Here is a 23683-nt window from a genome sequence, read left to right on the forward strand (position 1 = left end):
CCGGACCATGCAAACTCGTGACGACATTTTCAACACCCTGCGCGATGCCTTGGTCGAACTCTTTGAGCTGGAACCCGAACGCGTGAACCTGGATGCCAACCTGTATCAGGACCTGGAAATCGACAGCATCGACGCGGTCGATCTGATCGATCACATCAAACGCCAGACCGGCAAGAAAATCGCCGCCGAGGAATTCAAATCGGTGCGTACTGTCGGCGACGTGGTCGAGGCGGTTTACCGTCTGGTTCAACCGGCCGCATGAGCCGAGTGATCGGCCTCGGCCTGCTGCTCGCGGGCCTGCTGTACCCCTTTGCGGTGTATTTCGGCATGGAACATTTCGCCCCATGGCAGTTTGGTCTGCTGCTGGGCGGATTGTGGCTGGCCCGTGCGCTGCTGGGCGAGCGACGTCCGGGCAGCGTCTGGATGGCGGTAGTTGCCATTGCTTTTTGCCTGCTGCTGGCGTTGTTCGACAGCCCGTTGTTGCTGCGCTGGTATCCGGTACTGATGAGCAGTTTCATGCTGGTGCTGTTTGGCCTGAGCCTGAAGTTCGGGCAACCAATGATCGAGCGGCTGGCGCGTTTGCGCGAACCGCATCTGCCGGATAAGGCCATTATTTATACCCGCCAGGTGACGATCGCCTGGAGTGTGTTTTTCCTCTGTAACGGTTTGCTCGCCGCCGCCCTGACTCTCTGGGCGCCGTTGAGTTGGTGGATGTTGTACACCGGCCTGATCTCCTACGGGTTGATGGGTCTGCTGTTTGCCATTGAATGGCTCATACGACAACGGGTACGAGGCCACCCATGAATTGGATAAAACTTGAGCACCTGTTGCTCAAGGCACTACCTGCGCGCGCCGTCACAGCCGGTCCGGCGCTCAATCACGCCGACCTGTGTGAGCAGGCGCTGCGCCTCGCCGCCGGCCTGCAAGCGCAAGGTGTCACGCGCATCGCCGTGCACCTGGAAGACGCCGCTGAACTGGCCATTGCCCTGCTCGGTGCCTGGCGTGCCGGGGTCAGCGTGCTGCTGCCCGCCGACCTGCAACCCCAGACTCGTCTGCGCTGGTCGACGGCAGTCGATCTGTGGCTGACCGATCTGGCGGACGACGCACACCTGACTGACTTCCAGCAAACGCCGCTGGCCGCCGCCGAACTGGACCTCGATCACTGTCACCTGAGCCTGTGCACCTCCGGCTCCAGCGGCGAACCCAAGCGCATCGAGAAAACCCTGCGGCAACTGGCCAATGAAGTTCAGGCGCTGGAGCACTTGTGGGGCGCGGACCTGGGCAATGCCTGCATCATCGGCAGCGTCGGCACCCAGCACATCTACGGATTGCTGTTTCGGGTGCTGTGGCCGCTGTGCGCCGGGCGTCCGTTCGTACGCAGGCAGTTGGCTTTCCCGGAAGACTTGCAGCGCACCAGCCGCGAACACCCGGCCTTCGCCTGGGTCGCCAGCCCGGCGTTGCTCAAGCGCATGGGCGATAACCTCGACTGGCCGGCCTTGAGCGCAGTCCGCCGGGTGTTTTCCTCCGGCGGTGCCTTGCCGGCCGAGGCTGCGCAACGCTTGCACGAGCGCCTGCAACAATGGCCAACGGAGATTCTCGGCAGCTCGGAAACCGGCGGCATTGCCTGGCGTCAAGGCGACGATCTCTGGCAGCCCTTTGCCGATGTCGTGCTCAGCCAGGACCGTGACGGCGCCCTGCTCATCGCCTCACCCTATTTGCCGGTCGACCACGTTGAACACACCGCCGACGCCGCGCGCATCGCCGCCGACGGCCGTTTCGAGCTGCTGGGGCGGCTGGACCGGATCGTCAAACTGGAAGAAAAACGCATCTCGCTGCCCATGCTCGAACAGGCGCTGATGGCCCACGACTGGGTCGCCGAAGCGCGCCTTGGCGTGGTTCAGGAAAATCGTGCGTCGTTGGGTGCCTTGCTGGTGCTGAGCGAACAAGGTCTGCATGCGTTGCGCAATCAAGGGCGACGCACGCTGACCCAGGAACTGCGCCAGCACCTGAGTCAACATTGCGAAACCCTGGCCCTGCCGCGCCGCTGGCGATTGTTGCGCCAACTGCCGCTGAACGCCCAAGGCAAACTACCGCAGGCCGAAGTTGAAGCCTTGCTGCTGGCATCCCGCCCAAAGGCGCCGCAGGTGTTGGAACAGGTCGAAGTCGACGGCGAGTGGAGCCTGCAACTGGCGGTGCCGCCAGACCTCGCTTACTTCAGTGGGCACTTCCCACAAACCCCCGTATTGCCGGGGGTGGTGCAAGTCGAGTGGGCACTGAATCTGGGCCAGCGGTTGATGGATCTGCCGGCAAAGTTCGCCGGTATGGAAGTGCTGAAATTCCAGCAACTGCTGCGCCCCGGCGATGAAGTCCAGCTGCACTTGCGCTTCGACCCGCAACGTAGCAAGTTGTATTTCGCCTATCGCAATGAGACGGCCACCTGCTCCAGTGGGCGGATTTTGCTGGAGACTGCACATGCATAACCCCTGCGCCGTGGTCCCGGTCTACAACCACGAAACCGCCATCACCACCGTGGTCAATGCGCTGCTCGCCAACCAGCTGCCGTGCATTCTGGTGGATGACGCCAGCAGCCCGGCCTGTGCGGCGGTGCTTGAGCAACTGGCCCAGCGTGACCAGGTTTTCCTGATCAGACTCGCCGTCAATCAGGGCAAGGGCGGCGCCGTCCTGAGCGGGTTTCGCGAAGCCTCGCGCCTGGGCTTCAGTCACGTCTTGCAGGTGGACGCCGATGGTCAGCACGACCTGAGTAATGTCGAGACCTTTATCGAGCAGTCGCGCGCCCATCCCGACGCATTGATCTGCGGCTATCCGCTCTACGATGCCAGCGTGCCGAAGGGCCGTTTGTACGCCCGCTATCTGACTCACGTCATGGTCTGGATCAACACTCTGTCGTTACAGATTCGCGACTCCATGTGTGGCTTTCGCCTCTATCCATTGCCCCCGACCCTGGCGCTCATCCACTCGGTGAAGATCGGCAAACGCATGGACTTTGACACCGACATCATTGTGCGCCTGGCCTGGCGCAATCAGCCGATGCGCTGGGTGCAGACAAAGGTTCACTACCCCCTGGACGGCGTCTCGCATTTTCGCCTGTTCCGCGACAACGTGCTGATTACGAGCATGCACACCCGCCTGTTCTTCGGCATGCTGCTACGGGCGCCGGCAATCCTCTGGCGACGGTGGCGAGCATGAGCATCAACGCAGACAACGAACACTGGGCCGATCACAAGGAACGCGGCAGCTTTTGGCTGATGAAATTCACCGCGTTCTGCGCAAAAGTGCTGGGGCGTCGGCTGTTGAGCCCGCTGCTGTACGGCATCGTTTTATACTTTTTTCTGTTTGGTCGCAGCGCCCGCCACAGCGCCTGGCACTACCAGCAGCGCCTCGCCGACTGGAGCGGTCGCAACGAACTGCGCCCGACCCATTGGCGAGTATTCGGCCAGTTCATGGCCTTCGCCGATTCCATGCTCGACAAGCTCGACGTGTGGAACGGCAAGCTGAGCATCGAACAGATCGAAATCATTGACCCAGCGCTGTTGCGCAATCAGTTGCGCGGCACACGCGGGCAGATGCTCGTAGGCGCACACCTGGGCAACCTCGAAGTCTGCCGGGCCCTCGCCGAACTCGGTGAAAGGGTCACCATGAACGTGCTGGTGCACACCAAACACGCCGAGCGTTTCAATCGCCTGCTGGGCGAAGCCGGCGCGACCAATTTGCGGCTGATCCAGGTCAGCGAACTGGACCCGGTGATCATGCTGCAACTGAGCCAGCGCCTGGAGCGTGGCGAGTGGCTGGCGATTGCCGGCGACCGCGTACCGCTGCACGGCGGGCGCAGCGTGACGGTGGACTTCCTCGGTCATCCGGCTGCATTTCCCCAAGGTCCGTGGCTGCTGGCCGGTCTGTTGAAGTGTCCGGTCAATTTTCTGCTGTGCCTGAAGAAACCAACGGGCGATTATCGACTGATCATCGAGCCCTTCACCGATGCGGTGGTGTGGAAGCGCAGCGACCGCGAGCAAGTGATTCACCAATGGGCCACGCGCTACGCCGAACGCCTCGGCCAGTGCTGTCTCGAAGCGCCCCAACAATGGTTCAACTTTTACCCATTCTGGAAGACCGATGACGACGCATCTGCTTGAGCCGGTAACCTTCGGCGAACTCCCTTTGCGCATCGAAGACGTGTTGGCCCTGGCCAACCGTCAAGCGCCCGTGCAACTGCAAAGCGACAACGAATACCGTGAGCGCATCGCCAAGGGCGCACGGTTCCTCGATTCGTTGCTGGACAAGGAAGGCGTGATCTACGGCGTGACCACCGGTTACGGCGACTCCTGCGTAGTTGCGGTGCCGCTGCACCACGTCGAAGCACTGCCGCGTCATCTGTACACCTTTCACGGGTGCGGTTTGGGCAAGCTGCTCGACGCCCAAGCCACCCGCGCGGTCCTCGCAGCGCGTTTGCAGTCGCTGTGCCACGGCGTGTCCGGGGTTCGCATCGAGCTGCTGGAGCGCCTGCACGCGTTCCTCGAACAGGACATTCTGCCGCTGATCCCGGAAGAGGGTTCGGTGGGCGCCAGCGGTGATCTGACGCCGCTGTCTTACGTGGCCGCGACCTTGTCCGGCGAGCGCGAAGTGCTGTTCAAGGGCGAACGCCGGCAGGCCGCCGACGTACACCGCGAACTCGGCTGGGAACCACTGGTGCTGCGACCCAAGGAAGCGCTGGCGCTGATGAACGGCACGGCGGTGATGACCGGCCTCGCCTGCCTGGCCTTCGCCCGTGCCGACTACCTGTTGCAACTGGCGACGCGCATCACCGCGCTGAACGTGGTCGCCCTGCAAGGCAACCCGGAGCACTTCGACGAACGCCTGTTCGCCACCAAGCCGCATCCGGGCCAAATGCAGGTTGCCGCGTGGTTGCGCAAGGATCTGGCAATCGACGCGCCGACCGCACCGCTGCATCGCCTGCAAGATCGCTATTCGCTGCGATGCGCCCCACATGTGCTCGGCGTGTTGGCCGACAGCCTGAACTGGCTGCGTTCGTTCATCGAGATCGAACTCAACAGCGCCAACGACAACCCGATCATCGACGCCGAAGCCGAGCGCGTGCTGCACGGCGGGCACTTCTACGGCGGGCACATCGCCTTCGCCATGGACAGCCTGAAAAACCTCGTGGCCAACGTTGCCGACCTGCTCGACCGTCAGCTCGCGCTGTTGGTGGACGAACGCTACAACCACGGTTTGCCGAGCAACCTGTCGGGCGCCAGCGCCGAGCGCGCGATGCTCAACCACGGCTTCAAGGCGGTGCAGATCGGCACCAGCGCCTGGACCGCCGAAGCGCTGAAAAACACCATGCCGGCCAGCGTGTTCTCGCGCTCCACCGAATGCCACAACCAGGACAAGGTGAGCATGGGCACCATCGCCGCCCGTGATGCGATCCGTGTACTGGAACTGACCGAACAAGTGGCCGCCGCAACGCTGCTGGCGGCCAACCAAGGGGTCTGGCTGCGCAGCCAGGCAGAAGACGCCCGGCCATTGCCGCCGGCGCTGGCAGCGATGCACGAAGAGCTCGCCAAGGATTTCCCGCCGGTCATTGAAGACCGCGCCCTGGAAGGTGAACTGCGTCTGTGTCTGCAACGCATCGCCGAACAACACTGGAGGCTGCATGCGTAGCAAGGGAGTGCTTCACGCCGATACGCAAATCCTCGTGCCGTTTTTCGATGTCGATTCCATGCACGTGGTTTGGCACGGCCATTACGTGAAGTACCTGGAAGTCGCCCGCTGCGCCCTGCTCGACCAGCTCGGCCACAACTACACCGCCATGCTCGAGTCCGGCTACGCGTGGCCGGTGATCGACCTGCAACTGCGTTACGTGCGCGGCGCAGTGTTCGGCCAGACGCTCAACGTCCGCGCCAGTCTGGTGGAATGGGAAAACCGTCTGAAGATCAGTTACCTGATCAGCGACCTCGCCACTGGTGAACGCCTGACCCGCGCCAGCTCGGTGCAGGTCGCCGTACACGTCGCCAGCCGCGAGATGCAACTGGCGTCGCCGAAGGTGTTTACCGACGCGGTCGAGAGGATGTTGCCATGAGGTTGTTCAAACCTTTCGGCCTACTGCTGTTACTGGGGTTTTCAACGCTGGCAAACGCCTTCGACCTGCAACAACTCAGCGATCAACTGGCCAAACCCAGCGTAATCCACGGCAGCTTCATCCAGGAAAAACACCTGCGTGCCCTGCCGCAACCACTAACCAGCAAGGGCACGTTCGTGCTGGCCAGGGATCACGGTTTGCTGTGGTTGCTCAAGACTCCACTGCAACAGGATTACCGGATCAGCACCAAGGGCATCGCGCGGCGTGACGGCAGCGGCTGGCAAATGCTCCCGGGCAAAAGTGCCGGTGCCGAGCAGAACCGCATCTTCCTCGCTGTACTGCAAGGTGACAGTAGCGGGCTGCAACGGGATTTCGAGTTGTCGCTGAGCGGCGAAGCGCAGCACTGGACACTCACGCTGACCCCGCGTTCGATGCTGCTCAAGCAGGTGTTCAATCAGATCAACATCGACGGCGGCGAACTGGTGCAGCGCATCGAGTTGCTGGAAACCCAGGGCGACAGCACCGTTTTGCGCATGCAGGACACCACCAGCGCCACCCCACTGAGCGATGCGGAGCAACATGACTTTGCCGAGTGAACGGAGGCTCCCACGGCTATTCTTGACCCTGCTGCTGGCGGTGCTCGCACTCGCCGGCTGGCAATGGCACGACGGCGCACCGCTGTCGGCCAACCTGATGGATCTGGTGCCGGGCACCGCGCCGGATGCGCTGGAGCTCAAGGCCGAACAGCGCATGCAGGAGCCGCTGAACCGCGAAATGCTGGTACTGGTCGGGCACACCGATCGTCAGCAAGCCATCGCCATGACGCAAAAACTCGGCGAACAGTGGCTGGCCAGCGGCGTCTTCGAAAAGGTCCAATGGAACCTGCAAGCCGACCTGCCGGCGCTACGCACGCAACTGCTGCAAGGTCGGCTGGCGATGCTCTCGGCCGCCGATCGGCAACAGCTGATCGAGCAGCCGCAAGCCTTCATCCAGCAACGTGTACAAGCGCTGTTCGATCCCTTTACCGGTTTCAGCCTGGTGCCGAGCCAGGATGACTGGCTGGGTCTGACCGGACGCATTCAGAACAGCCAGCCGCAGCACGGCTCAGTGCAACTGGACATTGGCAGCGGCGCATTGGTCGCCGACGCCGATGGCAAAAGCTGGGTATTGCTGCGGGCCCGCACCAGCGGCAACGCGTTCGACATGCGCCTGCCACTGAAAGTCGCCGAACTGCTCAAGCACAGCCGCGAAGAAGCGGCACAGGCCGACGTGCAACTGCTGGCCGCCAGTGGCCTGCTGTACGCCGCCAACGGTCAACAACAAGCGACCCGCGAGATCACCTGGGTCGGCGGTGGTGCAACTTTCGGCATTCTGTTGCTGCTGTTGTTGGCGTTCCGCAGGCTTCGGGTGTTGCTGGCCTTCGTTCCCGTTCTGGTCGGCATGCTGTTTGGCTCGGTGGCCTGCGTTGCGCTGTTTGGCCATATGCACGTGATGACCCTGGTGCTGGGGTCGAGCCTGATCGGCGTCGCAGTCGACTACCCGCTGCATTACCTGTCCAAGAGCTGGAGCCTGAAACCCTGGCACAGCTGGCCTGCACTGCGCGTGACCTTGCCGGGGCTGACCCTGAGCCTGGCCACCAGCTGCATCGGTTATCTGGCACTGGCCTGGACACCGTTCCCGGCGTTGACCCAGATTGCCGTGTTCTCTGCTGCCGGTTTGCTCGGCGCGTACCTGTCGGCGGTTTGCTTGTTGCCGGCGCTGCTCAAGGGCACGGACCTGCGACCCGCACAGTGGCCCTTGCGGGTAGCCGAGTTTTTAGTGAGTGTGCGTGAAGCGTTGCTCAAACGCGTGCGCAGTTCGGTCCTGCTGGTGTTGGTCCTGGCCTTTTGTGCCGGCGGCCTGTGGCACCTGACCAGCAAAAACGACATCCGTCAGTGGGTCAGTGCGCCGCCGCAGTTGATGAACGAAGCGCAGACCATTGCACGGATCACCGGCTATCAACCGACCAGCCAGTTTTTCCTGGTGCGCGCGGCCAATCAGCAGCAACTGTTCGAACGCCAGAAAGCCCTCAGTGAACGGCTGGATCAGTTGGTCAATCTGGACAAGCTCAAAGGCTACCTGGCGCTGAGTCAGCTGGTCAGTCTGCCTTCCGAGCAGCAACAGGTTCGCGAAGCCCTGAACAAACTGCCGACATACTGGCAACCGTTGCTCGACCTCGGTATCCCGACCACCGCGTTGCAAGCCGAACTGGCACAGTTGCAAGCGCTACCGGTCGAAGACGTTGACGCGGCGCTGGTCGGCCCCTTGGCCGAGCCGTGGCGCCCGCTATGGCTCGGCGCCTCGGATGACGGCGTGGCGGCGATGGTCAGCCTGCAAGGCTTGAACGATGCCGCGTTGCTGCGGGTGCAAGCGCTGGACCTGCCAGGTGTGCAGTTGGTGGACCGCCTGGACGACCTGAACAAAGTCTTTGCCGCCACCCAGATCAGCGCCGCTGAACTGAAGCTGCTGTCCTGCGTACTGATCGTGCTGCTGCTGATTCTGCCTTTCGGTTTTGGCGGCGCCTTGCGGCTCGTCGCGCTGCCATTGCTGGCGGCGCTGTGCAGCCTGGCCAGCCTCGGTTGGCTGGGGCAACCGCTGACACTGTTCAGCGTGTTCGGGCTGCTGCTGGTGACGGCGATCAGTGTCGATTACGCGATCCTCATGCGCGAGCAGATCGGCGGTGCCGCCGTGAGCCTGCTGGGCACGCTGCTGGCAGCAGCGACCACGTGGCTGTCGTTTGGGCTGCTGGCGATTTCCAGCACGCCGGCGGTGAGCAACTTCGGTCTTTCGGTGAGCCTTGGACTGGCCTTCAGTTTCATCCTCGCGCCGTGGGCCAAACCTTCGACGCACGCCGCACCAGTGACGGAGCCGGCAGCATGATGATCGTGCTGTTCTGGCTGCTGGCCCTGGCACTGTTTGCCGTGGCGACTCGCATTGGGCGTCATTTGGGTTTGATCCCGATTGTCAGCCAGTTGCTGCTGGCAACCTTCGGCCTGCCGCTGTTGATGTATTTCTGGATTGAACCGTTCTGGCAGTTGAGCGGTGTCGAGCTGGTCTCGCCGGGCTGGCTGAAAAACCTCTACAGCTTGAGCTTCGCGCTGCTGCTGGGGCATATCCTCAGCGACGTGATCGACCTGAAGCTGGATCGCCAGAGCCTGAAAATCGCCTTGCCGAGTTTCGGCATTCCGTTCATCTGTGGTCTGGCGACGGCCATTGGGCTGCTGCCGGATCAGCCATGGTTGAGCTCGCTGGCGGTCGGCCTGTTGTTCGCAATCACAGCCATTCCGGTGTTGTATCTGTACCTGCGACACATCAATTATCCACCGGCCGCTACCCGCCGACTGGTGCAGACCGCGATCCTCATCGACCTGACCTGCTGGAGCCTGTTCGCCTTCGCCCAAGGCAGCCTGCACCTGAGCAGCCTGTTGCTGCCGCTGGCCGGCGCCTGCCTGCCGTTGTTGCTGCGTGTGCTCGGGTTGCGCCAACCGCTGCTGCACAGCCTGGGCTTCTTCGCGCTGCTGGTGGTGGCGGAACACTACAAGCTCAATGCGCTGATTTTCGGCATCGGTTATCTGTTGTGCATGGCTGCTCTCAAGCTACCGCTGGTGCTACCGTTATCGGCAGCCTTGATGAGCCGCCTGCAGAACGGCATCGCGATACCGCTGATCCTGACCTTCGGCATTGTGCAGATCAACGTGCACAGCGCCATGGACAGCCTCAGTTGGGCACAGCTCGGTGCGCTGCTGGTGTTTCCCATCGTCAGCAAACTGTTGGGTAACTGGCTCGGCCTCGGTTGGGCCGGCGCATCGTTTGTCGGCGCCAGCCGCTGGCGCGAAAGTCTGCTGTTGAATATTCGCGGCTTGAGCGAGATCGTCTTTCTCAACCTGCTGCTGCAACAACAGCTGATCAGCCCGGCGCTGTATTTTGCGCTGATGCTGATGGGTTTGATCGCAACGCTGCTGCCGGCACTCGCCGGTATGCGCCGAATTCCCTCACAGGTCGCCGCCCCGGCCAGGAGCTCCAGTGCCAACAGTTGATACGGAACGTCGCCAGGTCATCGTTATCGGTGCCGGCCCATCGGGCGCCATCGCCGCCGCGCTGCTCAAGCGTAACGGCCATGACGTGTTGATCATTGAACGTCAGCACTTCCCACGGTTTTCCATTGGTGAAAGCCTGCTCTCGCATTGCCTGGATTTCGTCGAAGAAGCCGGCATGCTCGAAGCGGTGCAAGCGGCCGGGTTTCAGCTGAAAAACGGCGCGGCATTCGCCTGGGGCGAGCGCTACAGCACGTTCGATTTCGGCGACACCTTCAGCAACGGCAAGCCGACCACCTTCCAGGTGCTGCGCGGTGACTTCGACAAATTGCTGGCCGATCAGGCAGCGCTGCAAGGGGTGGAAATCCGCTACGGCGAGACGATCACCAGTGCCAACTTCGAATTGGCCAAACCCCAGCTCGGCGCTCGCCGTGAAGACGGCAGCGAATACCGTCTCGAAGCCGATTTCGTGCTCGATGCCAGCGGCTATGGCCGCGTATTGCCACGCTTGCTCGACCTTGAAGCACCGTCGAATTTCCCGATACGCCAAGCGGTGTTCACCCATGTCGAAGACCACATCGACAGCCCGCACTTCGACCGTGAAAAGATCCTCATCACCACCCACCCGACCCAGCGCGATATCTGGTTCTGGACCATCCCGTTCAGCCAGGGCCGCTGTTCGGTGGGCGTGGTCGCCGCAGCCGAACACTTCGAAGGCCGCGGCGACGATCTCGACGCGTGCCTGCGCGGCTTCATCGCTGAAACGCCAAGCCTTGCCAAGGTGCTGACAAACGCGAAATGGGACACCCCCGCGCGGACCATCGGCGGCTACTCGGCCAACGTCAAAACCTTGCACGGCCCGGGCTTCGCCTTGCTCGGCAACGCGGCAGAATTCCTCGACCCGGTATTTTCCTCCGGGGTGACCATCGCCATGCGTTCGGCGAGCATGGCCGCCAGCGTTCTGCATCGCCAACTGCAAGGCGAAAGCGTGGACTGGCAGCGCGAATTTGCCGAGCCACTGAAGCGTGGCGTCGACACATTCCGCTGTTACGTCGAAGGCTGGTACGCGGGGACCTTCCAGGATGTGATCTACCACCAGGGTGGCACACCGGAAATCCGTCGGATGATCAGCGCGATCCTCGCCGGCTACGCCTGGGACGAACGCAATCCGTTCGTCAGCGAGCCCAAGCGCCGGTTGCGCATGCTGTCGGAGATTTGCGCGAGCGATGCAACGTGAGCGGCACCGAACAACAGTACCTCAGCGACAGTTACGTCGAAGAAACCCGCTTCGGTTTCTGGTTCCTGCGCAGCTTCACCTGGCAGCACCACGTGCTGCGGGTGGCCATCAACGACCTGCGCACGTTGTTCAGTGAAGAGCTGCCGAACCATCCGGTACTGCTGGACGCGGGTTGCGGTCAGGGCAAGTCGTTCCAGTACCTGCGTCAGGTGTTTGCCCCGCAGCGTCTGATCGGTCTGGACGCCGACCCGCACAGCCTCATGCTCAGCGGCGAAGAGGCACAGCGCCAGAACATCGACGTCGAGCTGATCGGCAGCGACTGCGCGACCCTCACGCTGCCGGATGCCAGCGTTGACTTGCTGTTCTGCCACCAGACCTTCCACCACCTGGTGCAACAGGAACAAGCCCTCGCCGAGTTTTATCGGGTGCTCAAGCCGGGCGGCTATTTGCTGTTTGCCGAGTCCACCGAAGCCTACATCGATACCTGGGTGATTCGCTGGTTGTTCCGCCACCCGATGCACGTGCAAAAGAGCGCCGACGGGTATTTGCGGATGATTCGCCAGCAGGGTTTTGAATTCGGCCCACAAAACGTGTCCTACCCTTATCTATGGTGGAGTCGCGCAAAGGATTTCGGCCTGCTCGAACGCTTTGGACTGCGCCGCCCAAAACCACTTGGTCAACGGGAAGAAACCCTGGTCAACGTGGTTGCCCGTAAACCGCTCGAAGGTAAGCGCTGATGATTCGCCTCCTGCTCGTGTGCTGTGCCCTGCTGCTGAGCGCTTGCGCCAGCCAGCCGCCGCTGCCCGAGCGCAACCCGACGCTGGCCTTGCCGCTGCAATTGCATGTCGAGCGGCGACGGGCCGATCAGCGCCAGGACTGGTTGCTGGTGATCCAGCGCGAAGGTGCCGGCATTCGCTGGTCGCTGATGGACCCACTGGGCATTCCTGTGGCTCGCCAGCGTCTGGTCGACAATCAGTGGCAGGCCGACGGCTTGCTACCGCCCAACCCGGAAGCGCGTCAGTTATTTGCGGCGCTGTTGTTCGCCCTGACACCCGAGCCCGAGTTGCTCAATAATTATCCTGCCGCCCGACACCACGCCGCTTTACGCTCGCTGACGCCGCATTGGCAGGTGCTGTATCGAACCCCGTCGGACTTCGTTCTGACGCTGCCCGAACAGCTGAACTATCACGTCACCCCGCTAACCGCCGAGACTGCACCATGACGGCCTACCTGAACGCCCTCGGGCTGATCTGCAGCCTGGGCCGCAACAAACACGAAGTCGCCCGCAACCTGTTTGCCGGCGACTGCTCGGGCATACGCGTCGAGGCCCGCTGGGTGCCTGAGCGTTCGCTGCCGGCCGCGGCGGTACACGCTGAGTTGGCCGCGATCCCGGCCGAGCTGAACCAGCACAACACCCGCAACAACCAACTGCTGCTGGAAGCCACGCTGCAAATCCGCGAAGACATCGATCAAGCGATTCAAACCTACGGCCGTGGACGCATCGGCATCGTTCTGGGCACCAGCACCTCGGGGATCGACGAAGGCAGTCGCGGGATCACTCATTACATCCGCGACCATCAGTTCCCGCCTGAGTATGACTATCGACAACAGGAACTCAGCGCACCGGCGAACTTCCTTGCCGACTGGTTGCAACTGAGCGGTCCGGCCTATGTGATTTCCACGGCCTGCACCTCCAGCGCCCGCGCCTTGATGAGTGCCCGGCGATTGCTCGACCTGGGCCTGTGTGATGCCGTGCTGTGTGGCGGCGTCGATAGTTTGTGCAAACTGACCCTCAACGGTTTTTCGGCGCTGGATGCGGTATCCGAACAGCGCTGCAATCCGTTTTCGGTCAACCGCAACGGCATCAACATCGGCGAAGCGGCGGTACTTTTCTTGATGAGCAAAAACCTCGGTAGCAGCCAACCGATTGCCCTGCTGGGCAGTGGCGCCAGCTCCGATGCGCACCATATTTCAGCTCCGGAACCCACCGGCCGCGGCGCTCTGCACGCAATGAACAAGGCCCTGCACAGCGCCGGCCTACCGCCTGAGCGGATCAACTACCTGAACCTGCACGGCACCGCCACCCAACACAACGACGCCATGGAAAGCCTGGCGGTGAACGCGCTGTTCCCGGCGGGCGTACCTTGCTCGTCGACCAAACCAATGACCGGCCACACGCTCGGCGCGGCCGGAGCGCTGGAAGCGGCGTTCTGCTGGTTGAGCCTGAGCAGCGAAAATACCGAACACGCGCTGCCACCTCATGTCTGGGACGGCCAGCCCGACCCGCGGCTGCCGGCGCTAAGCTTTGTCAGCGCCGCTGACCGACTGGAACAGAGCACCACACGCTGCCTGATGAGTAACTCCTTTGCCTTTGGTGGCAACAACGTCAGCCTGATTATCGGAGACGCCGAATGATTGATTGGCCCCTCGCCGAACTACTGCCCCACGCGGGCGACATGATCCTTATCGATCAGGTGCTGTCGTTCGACGAAGAACAGATTCACACCCGCCTCACCGTCAAACCTGGCGGCCTGTTCAACCAGCCCGACGGCAGTTTGCCGGCCTGGGTCGGCATCGAGCTGATGGCGCAAAGTGTGGCCGCGTACGCCGGCTGTCGCGCACGCACGCAAGGCAATGCGGTTGAGCTGGGTTTCCTGCTCGGTACGCGTAAATTCGAATGCAATGTGGAACACTTCCCGGTCGGCAGCGAACTGACGATCCATGCCCTGCGTTCGCTCGAAGACGACAACGGCATGGGTGTCTTCGAGTGTCACCTGACGGCCCCTGGTATTCATGCCATGGCCCGTCTGAATGTGTTCTGTCCGCCTCAGGCCGCTCAATATCTACACGAATCCCCTTCTTCAAAAACTAATGGAGCCCAGTCATGACTGAATCCGTACTGGTCACCGGCTCCAGCCGCGGTATCGGCCGCGCCATCGCCCTGCGTCTGGCCCAGGCCGGCTTTGATCTGGTGCTGCATTGCCGCAGCGGCCGCAGCGACGCCGAAGCGGTGCAGGCCGAAGTCGAAGCCTTGGGACGCCGTGCGCGCATCCTGCAATTCGACGTGTCGGATCGCGCCCGCTGCAAGGCGATTCTCGAAGCCGACGTGGAAACCCACGGCGCCTATTACGGCGTGGTACTCAACGCCGGTCTGACGCGCGACGGCGCCTTCCCGGCCCTGAGCGAGGACGACTGGGATGTGGTGATGCGCACCAACCTCGACGGTTTCTACAACGTGCTGCACCCGGTGATGATGCCGATGATTCGTCGGCGCGCCGCCGGGCGAATCGTTTGCATCACCTCGGTGTCCGGGTTGATCGGCAACCGTGGGCAGGTCAACTACAGCGCCTCCAAGGCCGGGTTGATCGGTGCCGCCAAGGCCCTCGCGATCGAACTGGGCAAACGCAAAATCACCGTCAACTGCGTCGCTCCGGGTCTGATCGACACGGCGATGCTCGACGAAAACGTCCCTGTGGAAGAACTGTTGAAAATGATCCCTGCACAACGCATGGGCACCCCTGAAGAAGTGGCCAGCGCCGTGAATTTCCTGATGTCCTTCGAGGCGGGCTATATCACTCGGCAGGTCCTGGCCGTCAACGGAGGCCTGTGCTGATGAAGCGTGTCGTCGTCACCGGCATGGCCGGCATCACCTCGTTGGGCAGCGACTGGGAGACCCTCTGCGCTAACTTCAAGGCCAACCGCAGCGGCATCCGGCGCATGGATGAGTGGGATCGTTTCACCGAGCTGAACACGCGCCTGGCAGGTCCCATCGATGATTTCCAGGTCCCGAGCCACTGGACCCGCAAGCAGTTGCGCAGCATGGGCCGGGTTTCCCGGCTGGCGGTCGGCGCGGCAGAACGGGCACTGGCCGATGCCGGCCTGCTCGGTGACGAGTCGATCAAGGACGGCCGCATGGGCGTGTCCTGCGGCTCATCCACCGGCAGCACCAACGAAATCAAGGCGTTCGGCAAGATGCTGCTCAACTCGGTGGCTGAAGGCCTGAACGCCAACTCTTACGTGCGGATGATGCCGCACACCACGGCCGCCAATATCAGCATTTTTTTTGGCCTTACCGGGCGGCTGATCCCGACTTCCAGCGCCTGCACCAGTGGCAGCCAGGGCATTGGTTATGCCTACGAGGCGATCAAGTTCGGCCGCCTGCCGCTGATGCTCGCCGGCGGCGCCGAAGAGCTGTGCCCGACCGAAGCCATGGTGTTCGACGCGCTCTACGCCACCAGCCTGAAAAACGATGCACCGCACACCAGCCCACGGCCTTACGACAGTGCTCGCGACGGTTTGGTGATCGGTGAAGGCGGCGGCATGCTGGTGCTCGAAGAACTCGAACACGCGCTGGCCCGCGGTGCGCACATTCACGCCGAAATCGTTGGTTTTGGCAGTAACGCCGACGGCCAGCACGCCACCCGCCCGGAGCAAACCACCATGCGTCGGGCCATGGAACTGGCGCTGGAAGACGCAGCTCTTGAGCCCTCGGCCATCGGCTACGTGAACGGTCACGGCACCGCCACCGAGCAGGGCGACATTGCGGAAACCCTGGCCACCCACAGCCTGTTCGGCAGCCACATGCCGATCAGCTCGCAGAAAAGTTTTCTCGGCCACACCCTGGGCGCCTGCGGTGCGCTGGAGTCCTGGTTCAGCATCGAAATGATGAACAGCGACCAGTACGCGCACACCTTCAACCTCGACAACGTCGACCCGCGCTGCGGCGAACTGGATTACCTGCGCGGCGAGTTCCGCCGGATGAGCTGCCAGTATGTGATGAACAACAACTTCGCTTTTGGTGGGGTTAATACGTCGCTGATCTTTCGGCGCTGGTCGTAAGCGCCCCATCAAGATCAAAAGATCGCAGCCTGCGGCAGCTTCACCGATTTTTGGAGCTGCCGCAGGCTGCGATCTTTTCATGTCCCCCCGCAAAGAAATGACACAAACAGAAAACGGAGCACGGCATTTCGGAAACGTCCCACAGCCACAGCTTGAGCTTCTCGGTAGGGTCAATGCCCCGCAGCTCAATGCCGGGATACCCCAAGGATGAAAAAACATGAACAACAAAGCGGTTATCGTTTTTAGTGGTGGACAAGACTCAACAACCTGCTTGATCCATGCATTGCCGCTCTACGATGAAATCCACTGCATTACGTTTGATTATGGCCAGCGCCATCGTGCGGAAATTGAAGTGGCGCTACACCTCTCGAAAAAGCTTGCCGTGATAAATCACAAAGTACTGGACGCTTCATTGCTCAATGAACTGGCCATCAGCAGCTTAACCCGCGACAACATTCCAGTCCCAATTACAAATAGCTCCGGGGAAGGTGTGCCAAACACTTTCGTCCCTGGCAGGAATATTCTGTTTTTGACCTTGGCGTCTATTTACGCCTATCAAGTGGGTGCTGAAACTGTAATCACGGGTGTTTGTGAAACAGATTTCTCTGGCTATCCAGATTGTCGGGATGAATTTGTCAAGGCTTTGAATAACGCCATTGAATTGGGCATGGACTATAAATTGCGCATTGAAACGCCGCTTATGTGGCTGAATAAAGCGGAAACCTGGGCGTTGGCCGACTATCACAAACAGCTGGACCTGATTCGCTACCACACACTGTCTTGCTACAACGGACTACAGGGAAGTGGCTGCGCCAACTGTGATGCTTGTAATCTCCGCGCAAAAGGGTTGAACGCGTACTTGGAGAACAAAACAGAGATCATGAATAGCCTAAAAGACAAACTAAACTTACGATAGCCAACCTATTGCAGGGGGAATGGATTGTTAACAGCCAATCCACCCCCCTGTTTTTATGCGGCTTGGGCTCCAGCCATATACTTTTTAAATAAGGACCTTGCTCCATAGGCGGGCAAAATATTAAAAACAGCAAAACACATTTTTATAGCTATCTGAACATAAACTATATTGAGTATATCGCTGTTTTGCATAGTGCCATAAAATGCAATCAAGCAAAAAAGAAAGCTATCTATTATCACTGCAAAAAAAGTACTAAAAAATACTCGTAAAAATAGAAACCTGGAATTTGTGAGCTCTTTTATTTTACACAGCAAGTACGAGTTTACGTATTCAGAAAAAAGAAAGGACACAGAGGACGCTACTAGCACAGACGACACATGGCTAATAACCTCATTATAGGGCGCATCAAGTTTCCAACCAGGCAACCCTGGAAAATAGGTCGAAGCCCCAAGCAAAATAACAATCAGAGCATTACTTGACAAAACAAATAAGATAGCTCTATTAGCAAGTCTAAGACCATAAAATTCGTTCAATAAATCAACTATTAAAAACGTCAGTGGATAAAGAAACACGGCAAGAGGAATAACAGCATCAAACCGTTCTAAATAAATCAGTTTTGTCGCAGCAACATTCGCAAAAATGTAAAGTGCAAACAGCAGCAAATTGAGAACAACATAAATCACCCATAAACTTTCATGCCGATCAGCCATTTCGTATGCGGTCAATGCCACTCCACGAGAATAAAGCTTTCTATATATATCTTTTATTTCTATTTTATTTAAATTATCTATTATTTCACTATTAACCAATTCATTTAATTTTACCTTAACAACTTTTCCTGTCGAAATAACCATAATTACAGCAAGGCTCTTGCTATTTTCAAACCCCAACAACTTGTATTTGCTATTTTCGACCCCATTACTACTTACCATTAAATCTTTCCTCTACCACTTCCCCTATAATACAAATAACATCCGAATCAAAAAAAGAGTTATACGTCATGAACAGCCTCTTTGTATTTTTGTCGTAAGCAATCTTTTCTCTATCGTTATTCACTAGGCCTTTTTTCACTATCAACAAATCGCCTACCCCATTCACGCCACTAATTTCATTTTCTAGGAGCACACCTATCAAATTGCAAGCCGCACCGAAATAATAAGTAAGTGGAAAAACTGTGGCCAGCTCACCAATTCGTTTATCCAGACTCTGAATCAGCAAACTCTCTTTTATTACAGGGACCGCCGATGGATTCATGTTTCCTTGTAGGGAAACACTGCTTTCTATTATTTCTTTCTCCTCAAAATCCACACTTTCTATTTCTTTATACGAAACCCCAAAAAAATCAGAAATTTTGCGAATTGTGGAGTGCTGTACATTTACTACCTTTCCTTCCAGAATGTTATATATCGTAGTCCTGGTCAAACCAATGGAGTTGCACAAAGATAGCTGTGTTTCTCCGCGACTTTTTATCAAATACTTAATATTATTTTTCAGATTCTCTGTTTTTTCTTTCTTGTGCATTGCATATTTACCATTTGCCTGCCATTACAAAAAACTGCATATCCGAACTGAACACTCGGGTGAAGCCTTTTTATGTCACCAGCATCCTACATGTATAGATCACGTACAAAAAATAATATCAAAAACACACCGAACAACCGTTAGATAATGTTTCACAGCCTAGAACACCTCCGAACCAGAGAAATCTCTTACAGAAACAAGGAAGCGCACATGAGTTCATGGACAGCACAGTCTCGGCAGCTAACATAGCCTGTTTATTGTAGGCGGTGTATTGCGCGAAAAAACCTAACGGCCAGTCATGTATTAATCATTTAATTACTCAAATGTTCACTTATTTGATTAACCTTATTATTTTTCTACAAATAACTTTACCGCATCCCCAACCCGCGTACAGTGGTCAACCAAGTTCCGGATGACCACCTGAAACTTACACTTATTAAAACTTGCAAGGAGCTCCGTCATGAAAAAGACCACACCCAACTCCCCGCAATCGCCAGACCTTTCCTCCGTCGACACCACCGATTTATCCAAACGCTCCGAGGTCGCCGAACGCAGCGTCAGCGCTCGCCTGCGCAATCCAGGCCGTCCCGACCCGGTCAGCCACGTCTTCACGATCATCCCGAATGTCGACACGGAATCCCTGCTCTGCCACGCCTGTGAAGCCCTGGCCTCGCTGAACGTCATGACCACCGACTTCGCCTCCGAACTTGAAGGTTCGCGCCGCAATATGGCGCTGGCGATTCAACAGTTGGCCTTACTGGGCGAGTTGTTGGTAAACCGGGCGCTGGACAACCTGGACCCGCCCGAGGGGTTGCCTGAAGTTCCGTCCAACAGCGCCCACTGAGTGGTCGTATTCTTTTACCGAGTGGAGGTTTTCATGGATCGATATATGCCTATCACCGGCATCGACTGCACCATCCCATCATTGCTGATCGACACCGAAGCACCACTGGACGTGTTGCACGACACCGCGGCCTACCGCATCCGCACCGCAACCCAACTGCTGGAGTGTTTCGCGTTCAGCGAGGGCATTCATAGTGAGCTGGCGCGGGTGCTGGTGACGTCATTGCGCGATGGCTGCGATTTGCTGGATGTCGTCGGGCGACGATTACAGGCGCAGGTTTCGGCGTAGAAAAAAACAGGCGACCTCAGTGAGGTCGCCTGCTTTTATACGACAAAGGGCTATACGACAAAGGGCGCCTTTCGGCGCCCTTTCACAAACAGGTCGGCTTGTCATCGCCTTGTACCTGCCTGGCTCTGCGATGGCTGGTTGCCCAGGATCCTCAGAGTCTCACAAGCCCCTTTCGGGAACGTGGGCAGTATTGCCCGAAATCAGGTCAGCAGCAACCGCCGGCAAATCGCCAGCCGCTTCAGACTCACAACCATCAGAGCCCAAGAGCACTGCGTACAGCCGCTTTGATTGCCCTGAACTCTTCGTCTGAAAGTTGTGAGATTTCGTAAACACGCTTCCCTTGGCGATTTTTTCGCTTGATTCGGTCAAGCCGCAGAAGGCTGACCGTGGCAAGCATGTCGCATTTCGCCCAACACGTCGGACTCCCGCCCTGAAGATGGCTTTCTAACTCCAGGTGATGCTGAAGCACCGAATCCGGTGCCGTGGTACTCAACGGTACAACGGTAACCAACAGCCGATTGCTTCGGTGCTTACGTACAACGACAACAGGTCTGACTTTGACCATCTCCGGCACTTCATAGCCCCTGAAATCACAAATCAGTACACTGCCTTCTCTTGGTTGATACTGAAGTGGCATCCATGTCACCCGTCAAAAAGAATCAATTCTGCGCACAGAAGGAGCGATTCCCTAGACGTGATCCGTTACTTGAAATGTCCATCTATGCCGCACCGGTATCATTCAGAGAACGCAAAATCGGTGGGATAAGCGCTTGATTGAACCGCTCCCGCACCACTGGCGGGAGCGACAGGAACCTTACTGCGCTTGAATCAACTTGCTTTCGCTGACACCGGCACGACCGGTTTTGTCATCGACGACTTGCAGGTTGTTGCGGGCCTTGATGAAGCCCATTTTCACTTCCTGCCAGACAAAATAGTTTTTGCCGGCTTCAGCCGTGAGTTTCAATTCGGAATCGTTTTCTGCCGAAGAGACCAACGTCTGCTGACCCGCCGGGACAGTGAGCATCAGGTAAGACTTGGCGACGGTCTGCCCTACTGGCTTGCCATTGAGCGCGACGGGCATTTTCACGCCGGCGCCCATGCTTTCGTTGCGATAGACGTAGATGTTGGCTTTGTCGGGGCTGACCTGAAACGTCTTGGCTTGAGCGTCCTGGTTGTCGTCAGCCATTTTTACCGAAGCGCAGCCAGCGGTAAGGGCGGTCATTGCCATCAAAGCGGCGAAGGTGAACTGCTTGAACATCGTGTATCTCCATTTTTTGATAAGTCCAACAACCCGTTATCGGCAGCACCTGATAAAAGGCAATGGGCCATCATCAAAAAAAAACGGTAGTCACTTTATCAGCACGTAATGCGACTGCCGCTAAGGTGCCGTCTTACGCGTCAGCAACTCGACAAACGCCTTGGCCATCGGTGATTTCTGATCCTTGCGCTGCACCAGCCACACGGCCGACATCGCCAGCGGGTCGAGCAAGGGCCGATAGACCACGCCGTCGATCCGCATCCGCTGATAGGACGCCGGCAACACCGACACCCCGAGCCCTGCCGCTACCAGGCCGATAATGGTCATGGCTTCACCGGCTTCCTGGGCGAAGTGCGGACTGAACCCGGCATCGCGCGCCAGGCTCAGCAGTTGCGCGTACAGACCACTGCCGTAGCTGCGTGGGAAGAACACGAAGGGCTCGTGGGCCAGCGCTGACAGAAACAGCCCTTCCTCGCTGCCGACCACCAGCGGATCCTTGGAACTGAGCACCGCCACCAGTGGCTCGCGGGTCAACTCGACCACCTCCAGCGAATCCGGCAGCGGCAATGGCCGCATGATCCCGACCTGAATCGACTCGTCCACCAGCGCCTCGGCGACCTGGGTGCTGCTCATTTCCCGCAGGTTCAAATGCACGGCCGGGAAGCGCTGGCGAAACGAGAAGATCGCCTGCGGGATGGTCGAGTTGAACGGTGCCGATGAGGTGAAACCAATCTTCAATTCCCCCAACTCGCCGAGTTGCGCTCGGCGGGCGACGTCGGCGGCCTTGTCGACCTGGGCCAGCACCAGCCGAGCCTCTTCTAGGAACAACCGACCGGCTTCACTGAGCTCGACCCGACGATTGGTACGTTCGAACAAGCGGGCGCCGACTTCCTGTTCCAGCACCTGAATCTGCTGACTCAACGGCGGTTGAGAGATGCCCAGCACCTGTGCGGCGCGGCCGAAGTGCAGTTCTTCGGCGACGGCGATGAAGTAGCGCAGATGGCGTAATTCCATGAAAACTCCATTAGGTCGTTAAACCTATCAAACAGGTCGAACAATATATTGGATAGAAACATTAGCCAGCTATATGATTTTTCCATTGCCTGCCTGGCCGTGCTCTCCCGAGGTCCCCCGTGAAAACTGCTGTCGCCCCGCTCGCCCATGAATTGCCGCCGACTGCGCTGGACGATGTGATCGCCCAGCTGAATGATGTGTACATCGAAAAAGGCACGCCGATGTTCATGCGCACGGTGCTGGCGCTGTTCTCCGGCGGTTTCGCGACCTTCGCCTTGCTCTACTGCGTGCAGCCGATGATGCCGCTGTTTTCCCGTGAGTTTTCGATCAACGCGGCGCAGAGCAGCCTGATCCTGTCGGTGGCCACCGGTATGCTCGCCATCGGCCTGCTGATCACCGGCCCGATCTCCGACCGCATCGGCCGTAAACCGGTGATGGTCGCAGCGCTGTTTGCGGCAGCGTTGTGCACCCTTGCCAGTGCGATGATGCCGAGCTGGCAAGGCGTGCTGGTGATGCGGGCGCTGGTCGGACTATCCCTCAGCGGGCTGGCGGCGGTGGCCATGACTTACCTGAGCGAAGAGATTCATCCGCAGCACATCGGCCTGGCGATGGGGCTGTACATCGGTGGTAACGCGATTGGCGGGATGTGCGGCCGGCTGATCGTCGGCGTATTGATTGACTTCGTTAACTGGCACACCGCGATGCTGGTCATCGGTGGACTGGCGCTGATTGCCGCGGCGGTGTTCTGGAAAATCCTCCCCGAATCGCGCAACTTCCGCTCGCGCTCGATGCATCCGCGCAGCTTGCTCGACGGCTTCACCATGCACTTTCGCGACGCCGGTCTGCCGTGGCTGTTCCTTGAAGCGTTCGTGCTGATGGGCGCGTTCGTCACGTTGTTCAACTACATCGGCTATCGCCTGCTGGCCGAGCCCTACCACATGGATCAGGCCTTCGTTGGCTTGCTCTCGGTGGTCTACCTGTCGGGCATCTACAGTTCGGCGAAAATCGGCGCATTGGCCGACAAGCTTGGCCGGCGCAAAGTCCTGTGGGCAACGATCGTGCTGATGCTCGCAGGCCTTGCACTGACCATGCTCACGCCATTGCCGCTGGTGATCGTCGGCATGCTGATCTTCACCTTTGGCTTCTTCGGCGCACACTCGGTGGCCAGCAGCTGGATCGGCCGCCGCGCCACCAAAGCCAAGGGCCAGGCCTCGTCGCTTTATCTGTTCAGCTACTACGCCGGGTCAAGTATCGCCGGCACGGCGGGCGGGGTGTTCTGGCACTTGGGTGGCTGGAACGGTATCGGCCTGTTCATTGGCGGGTTGCTGGTGATTGCACTGTTGGTGGCGTTGAAGCTGGCGAAGTTGCCGCCGCTCGGTGGAGTCAAAGCCTGACGCAAATCCCTGTGGGAGCTAGCCCGCTCGCGATGACGGAGTGTCAGCCAATACATTGGGTGACTGATACACCGCTATCGCGAGCAGGCTCGCTCCCACATTAGAAACAAAAGCGCCCGGCATTGGCCTAATGCTGTTCACTTAAGCGGAGCAGCCTTACGGTCTACTGGAAAACGGGTCTTTGAAATCTTTACCGTCCTTGGCC

26 protein-coding genes are annotated in these 23683 nt (G+C 59.0%); 21 read left to right on the forward strand and 5 right to left on the reverse strand.

Annotated features, from left to right (window positions below; genetic code table 11):
• Window positions 1–7 precede the first annotated feature (7 nt).
• The 18 genes from AC1RPZ_RS26020 (at window position 8) to queC (ending at window position 17159) form a co-directional block, all read left to right on the forward strand.
• Window positions 8–262: an acyl carrier protein gene (locus tag AC1RPZ_RS26020; RefSeq protein ID WP_493140588.1), complete on the forward strand. Its 255-nt coding sequence runs from the start codon at window positions 8–10 to the stop codon at window positions 260–262.
• On the forward strand, window positions 259–804 hold the full coding sequence (locus tag AC1RPZ_RS26025) for a COG4648 family protein (protein WP_493140590.1): 546 nt from the start codon (window positions 259–261) through the stop codon (window positions 802–804). Before AC1RPZ_RS26020 ends, AC1RPZ_RS26025 begins: the two co-directional genes overlap by 4 nt.
• Window positions 801–2480, forward strand: a complete 1680-nt coding sequence (locus AC1RPZ_RS26030) for an ApeI family dehydratase (protein ID WP_493140592.1) — start codon at window positions 801–803, stop codon at window positions 2478–2480. The genes AC1RPZ_RS26025 and AC1RPZ_RS26030 overlap by 4 nt, the downstream gene beginning before the upstream one ends.
• Window positions 2473–3207 (forward strand): glycosyltransferase family 2 protein, encoded by a 735-nt coding sequence (locus tag AC1RPZ_RS26035; RefSeq protein WP_493140594.1) that lies wholly within the window; start codon window positions 2473–2475, stop codon window positions 3205–3207. Before AC1RPZ_RS26030 ends, AC1RPZ_RS26035 begins: the two co-directional genes overlap by 8 nt.
• On the forward strand, window positions 3204–4151 hold the full coding sequence (locus AC1RPZ_RS26040; RefSeq protein ID WP_493140596.1) for a lysophospholipid acyltransferase family protein: 948 nt from the start codon (window positions 3204–3206) through the stop codon (window positions 4149–4151). Before AC1RPZ_RS26035 ends, AC1RPZ_RS26040 begins: the two co-directional genes overlap by 4 nt.
• Window positions 4132–5676, forward strand: coding sequence for an HAL/PAL/TAL family ammonia-lyase (locus AC1RPZ_RS26045; protein WP_493140598.1), 1545 nt, complete (start codon window positions 4132–4134; stop codon window positions 5674–5676). Before AC1RPZ_RS26040 ends, AC1RPZ_RS26045 begins: the two co-directional genes overlap by 20 nt.
• A complete protein-coding gene (locus tag AC1RPZ_RS26050) occupies window positions 5669–6094 on the forward strand; it encodes an acyl-CoA thioesterase (protein WP_493140599.1) in 426 nt (141 codons plus the stop codon). The genes AC1RPZ_RS26045 and AC1RPZ_RS26050 overlap by 8 nt, the downstream gene beginning before the upstream one ends.
• Window positions 6091–6690: an outer membrane lipoprotein carrier protein LolA gene (locus AC1RPZ_RS26055; RefSeq protein ID WP_493140601.1), complete on the forward strand. Its 600-nt coding sequence runs from the start codon at window positions 6091–6093 to the stop codon at window positions 6688–6690. The genes AC1RPZ_RS26050 and AC1RPZ_RS26055 overlap by 4 nt, the downstream gene beginning before the upstream one ends.
• Complete coding sequence (locus tag AC1RPZ_RS26060) at window positions 6674–9013, forward strand: MMPL family transporter (RefSeq protein WP_493140603.1); 2340 nt, start codon at window positions 6674–6676, stop codon at window positions 9011–9013. Before AC1RPZ_RS26055 ends, AC1RPZ_RS26060 begins: the two co-directional genes overlap by 17 nt.
• Window positions 9010–10170, forward strand: coding sequence for a cation:proton antiporter (locus AC1RPZ_RS26065; RefSeq protein ID WP_493140604.1), 1161 nt, complete (start codon window positions 9010–9012; stop codon window positions 10168–10170). Before AC1RPZ_RS26060 ends, AC1RPZ_RS26065 begins: the two co-directional genes overlap by 4 nt.
• Window positions 10157–11404 carry an NAD(P)/FAD-dependent oxidoreductase gene (locus tag AC1RPZ_RS26070; RefSeq protein WP_493140606.1) on the forward strand — a complete coding sequence of 416 codons (1248 nt, stop codon included), beginning with the start codon at window positions 10157–10159 and terminating at the stop codon, window positions 11402–11404. The genes AC1RPZ_RS26065 and AC1RPZ_RS26070 overlap by 14 nt, the downstream gene beginning before the upstream one ends.
• A complete protein-coding gene (locus AC1RPZ_RS26075; RefSeq protein ID WP_493140608.1) occupies window positions 11401–12141 on the forward strand; it encodes a class I SAM-dependent methyltransferase in 741 nt (246 codons plus the stop codon). Before AC1RPZ_RS26070 ends, AC1RPZ_RS26075 begins: the two co-directional genes overlap by 4 nt.
• Entirely contained in the window at window positions 12141–12626 is a 486-nt protein-coding gene (locus tag AC1RPZ_RS26080) for a hypothetical protein (protein ID WP_493140610.1), read from the forward strand. Before AC1RPZ_RS26075 ends, AC1RPZ_RS26080 begins: the two co-directional genes overlap by 1 nt.
• Window positions 12623–13819, forward strand: coding sequence for a beta-ketoacyl-[acyl-carrier-protein] synthase family protein (locus AC1RPZ_RS26085; protein ID WP_493140612.1), 1197 nt, complete (start codon window positions 12623–12625; stop codon window positions 13817–13819). The genes AC1RPZ_RS26080 and AC1RPZ_RS26085 overlap by 4 nt, the downstream gene beginning before the upstream one ends.
• Window positions 13816–14292 carry a hotdog family protein gene (locus AC1RPZ_RS26090; RefSeq protein ID WP_493140614.1) on the forward strand — a complete coding sequence of 159 codons (477 nt, stop codon included), beginning with the start codon at window positions 13816–13818 and terminating at the stop codon, window positions 14290–14292. The genes AC1RPZ_RS26085 and AC1RPZ_RS26090 overlap by 4 nt, the downstream gene beginning before the upstream one ends.
• The gene (gene fabG, locus AC1RPZ_RS26095) at window positions 14289–15017 is read left to right on the forward strand and encodes a 3-oxoacyl-ACP reductase FabG (protein WP_493140616.1); all 729 of its coding nucleotides are present in this window, start codon (window positions 14289–14291) and stop codon (window positions 15015–15017) included. The genes AC1RPZ_RS26090 and fabG overlap by 4 nt, the downstream gene beginning before the upstream one ends.
• Entirely contained in the window at window positions 15017–16243 is a 1227-nt protein-coding gene (locus tag AC1RPZ_RS26100; RefSeq protein WP_493140618.1) for a beta-ketoacyl-ACP synthase, read from the forward strand. Before fabG ends, AC1RPZ_RS26100 begins: the two co-directional genes overlap by 1 nt.
• 217 nt (window positions 16244–16460) lie before the next feature.
• Complete coding sequence (gene queC / locus AC1RPZ_RS26105; RefSeq protein WP_493140620.1) at window positions 16461–17159, forward strand: 7-cyano-7-deazaguanine synthase QueC; 699 nt, start codon at window positions 16461–16463, stop codon at window positions 17157–17159.
• 53 nt (window positions 17160–17212) lie between these two features.
• On the opposite strand, the gene AC1RPZ_RS26110 is transcribed toward queC, so the two are convergent.
• Window positions 17213–18091, reverse strand: a complete 879-nt coding sequence (locus AC1RPZ_RS26110; RefSeq protein ID WP_493140622.1) for a queuosine precursor transporter — start codon at window positions 18089–18091, stop codon at window positions 17213–17215.
• Window positions 18081–18680, reverse strand: coding sequence for a helix-turn-helix transcriptional regulator (locus tag AC1RPZ_RS26115; RefSeq protein WP_493140624.1), 600 nt, complete (start codon window positions 18678–18680; stop codon window positions 18081–18083). Before AC1RPZ_RS26115 ends, AC1RPZ_RS26110 begins: the two co-directional genes overlap by 11 nt.
• 460 nt (window positions 18681–19140) lie before the next feature.
• Between AC1RPZ_RS26115 and AC1RPZ_RS26120 the strand changes: the two genes are divergently transcribed.
• On the forward strand, window positions 19141–19524 hold the full coding sequence (locus AC1RPZ_RS26120) for a DUF6124 family protein (RefSeq protein WP_493140626.1): 384 nt from the start codon (window positions 19141–19143) through the stop codon (window positions 19522–19524).
• 33 nt (window positions 19525–19557) lie between these two features.
• Window positions 19558–19812: a hypothetical protein gene (locus AC1RPZ_RS26125; RefSeq protein ID WP_493140628.1), complete on the forward strand. Its 255-nt coding sequence runs from the start codon at window positions 19558–19560 to the stop codon at window positions 19810–19812.
• A gap of 253 nt (window positions 19813–20065) precedes the next feature.
• Here AC1RPZ_RS26125 and AC1RPZ_RS26130 read toward each other — a convergent pair whose 3' ends face one another.
• The 3 genes from AC1RPZ_RS26130 to AC1RPZ_RS26140 form a co-directional block, all read right to left on the reverse strand.
• Window positions 20066–20449 (reverse strand): type II toxin-antitoxin system PemK/MazF family toxin, encoded by a 384-nt coding sequence (locus AC1RPZ_RS26130; protein ID WP_493140630.1) that lies wholly within the window; start codon window positions 20447–20449, stop codon window positions 20066–20068.
• Between the two features lie 177 nt (window positions 20450–20626).
• On the reverse strand, window positions 20627–21070 hold the full coding sequence (locus AC1RPZ_RS26135; protein WP_493140632.1) for a DUF2846 domain-containing protein: 444 nt from the start codon (window positions 21068–21070) through the stop codon (window positions 20627–20629).
• A 120-nt stretch (window positions 21071–21190) separates the two neighbouring features.
• Window positions 21191–22084 (reverse strand): LysR family transcriptional regulator, encoded by an 894-nt coding sequence (locus AC1RPZ_RS26140; protein WP_493140634.1) that lies wholly within the window; start codon window positions 22082–22084, stop codon window positions 21191–21193.
• A gap of 152 nt (window positions 22085–22236) precedes the next feature.
• On the opposite strand from AC1RPZ_RS26140, the gene AC1RPZ_RS26145 reads away from it, so the two are divergent.
• Entirely contained in the window at window positions 22237–23478 is a 1242-nt protein-coding gene (locus AC1RPZ_RS26145) for an MFS transporter (RefSeq protein ID WP_493140640.1), read from the forward strand.
• The last annotated feature ends 205 nt before the right edge of the window (window positions 23479–23683 follow it).

The organism is Pseudomonas sp. GW822-FHT02D10 (assembly GCF_058802345.1).

Coding starts and splice junctions, on each gene's coding strand:
- fabG (WP_493140616.1), top strand. CDS start 14,289: ATGACTGAATCCGTACTGGTCACCGGCTCCAGCCGCGGTATCGGCCGC.
- AC1RPZ_RS26025 (WP_493140590.1), top strand. CDS start 259: ATGAGCCGAGTGATCGGCCTCGGCCTGCTGCTCGCGGGCCTGCTGTAC.
- AC1RPZ_RS26055 (WP_493140601.1), top strand. CDS start 6,091: ATGAGGTTGTTCAAACCTTTCGGCCTACTGCTGTTACTGGGGTTTTCA.
- AC1RPZ_RS26090 (WP_493140614.1), top strand. CDS start 13,816: ATGATTGATTGGCCCCTCGCCGAACTACTGCCCCACGCGGGCGACATG.
- AC1RPZ_RS26030 (WP_493140592.1), top strand. CDS start 801: ATGAATTGGATAAAACTTGAGCACCTGTTGCTCAAGGCACTACCTGCG.
- AC1RPZ_RS26060 (WP_493140603.1), top strand. CDS start 6,674: ATGACTTTGCCGAGTGAACGGAGGCTCCCACGGCTATTCTTGACCCTG.
- queC (WP_493140620.1), top strand. CDS start 16,461: ATGAACAACAAAGCGGTTATCGTTTTTAGTGGTGGACAAGACTCAACA.
- AC1RPZ_RS26085 (WP_493140612.1), top strand. CDS start 12,623: ATGACGGCCTACCTGAACGCCCTCGGGCTGATCTGCAGCCTGGGCCGC.
- AC1RPZ_RS26110 (WP_493140622.1), bottom strand. CDS start 18,091: ATGGTAAGTAGTAATGGGGTCGAAAATAGCAAATACAAGTTGTTGGGG.
- AC1RPZ_RS26120 (WP_493140626.1), top strand. CDS start 19,141: ATGAAAAAGACCACACCCAACTCCCCGCAATCGCCAGACCTTTCCTCC.
- AC1RPZ_RS26040 (WP_493140596.1), top strand. CDS start 3,204: ATGAGCATCAACGCAGACAACGAACACTGGGCCGATCACAAGGAACGC.
- AC1RPZ_RS26035 (WP_493140594.1), top strand. CDS start 2,473: ATGCATAACCCCTGCGCCGTGGTCCCGGTCTACAACCACGAAACCGCC.
- AC1RPZ_RS26135 (WP_493140632.1), bottom strand. CDS start 21,070: ATGTTCAAGCAGTTCACCTTCGCCGCTTTGATGGCAATGACCGCCCTT.
- AC1RPZ_RS26130 (WP_493140630.1), bottom strand. CDS start 20,449: ATGCCACTTCAGTATCAACCAAGAGAAGGCAGTGTACTGATTTGTGAT.
- AC1RPZ_RS26140 (WP_493140634.1), bottom strand. CDS start 22,084: ATGGAATTACGCCATCTGCGCTACTTCATCGCCGTCGCCGAAGAACTG.
- AC1RPZ_RS26050 (WP_493140599.1), top strand. CDS start 5,669: ATGCGTAGCAAGGGAGTGCTTCACGCCGATACGCAAATCCTCGTGCCG.
- AC1RPZ_RS26020 (WP_493140588.1), top strand. CDS start 8: ATGCAAACTCGTGACGACATTTTCAACACCCTGCGCGATGCCTTGGTC.
- AC1RPZ_RS26065 (WP_493140604.1), top strand. CDS start 9,010: ATGATGATCGTGCTGTTCTGGCTGCTGGCCCTGGCACTGTTTGCCGTG.
- AC1RPZ_RS26080 (WP_493140610.1), top strand. CDS start 12,141: ATGATTCGCCTCCTGCTCGTGTGCTGTGCCCTGCTGCTGAGCGCTTGC.
- AC1RPZ_RS26115 (WP_493140624.1), bottom strand. CDS start 18,680: ATGCACAAGAAAGAAAAAACAGAGAATCTGAAAAATAATATTAAGTAT.
- AC1RPZ_RS26125 (WP_493140628.1), top strand. CDS start 19,558: ATGGATCGATATATGCCTATCACCGGCATCGACTGCACCATCCCATCA.
- AC1RPZ_RS26100 (WP_493140618.1), top strand. CDS start 15,017: ATGAAGCGTGTCGTCGTCACCGGCATGGCCGGCATCACCTCGTTGGGC.
- AC1RPZ_RS26045 (WP_493140598.1), top strand. CDS start 4,132: ATGACGACGCATCTGCTTGAGCCGGTAACCTTCGGCGAACTCCCTTTG.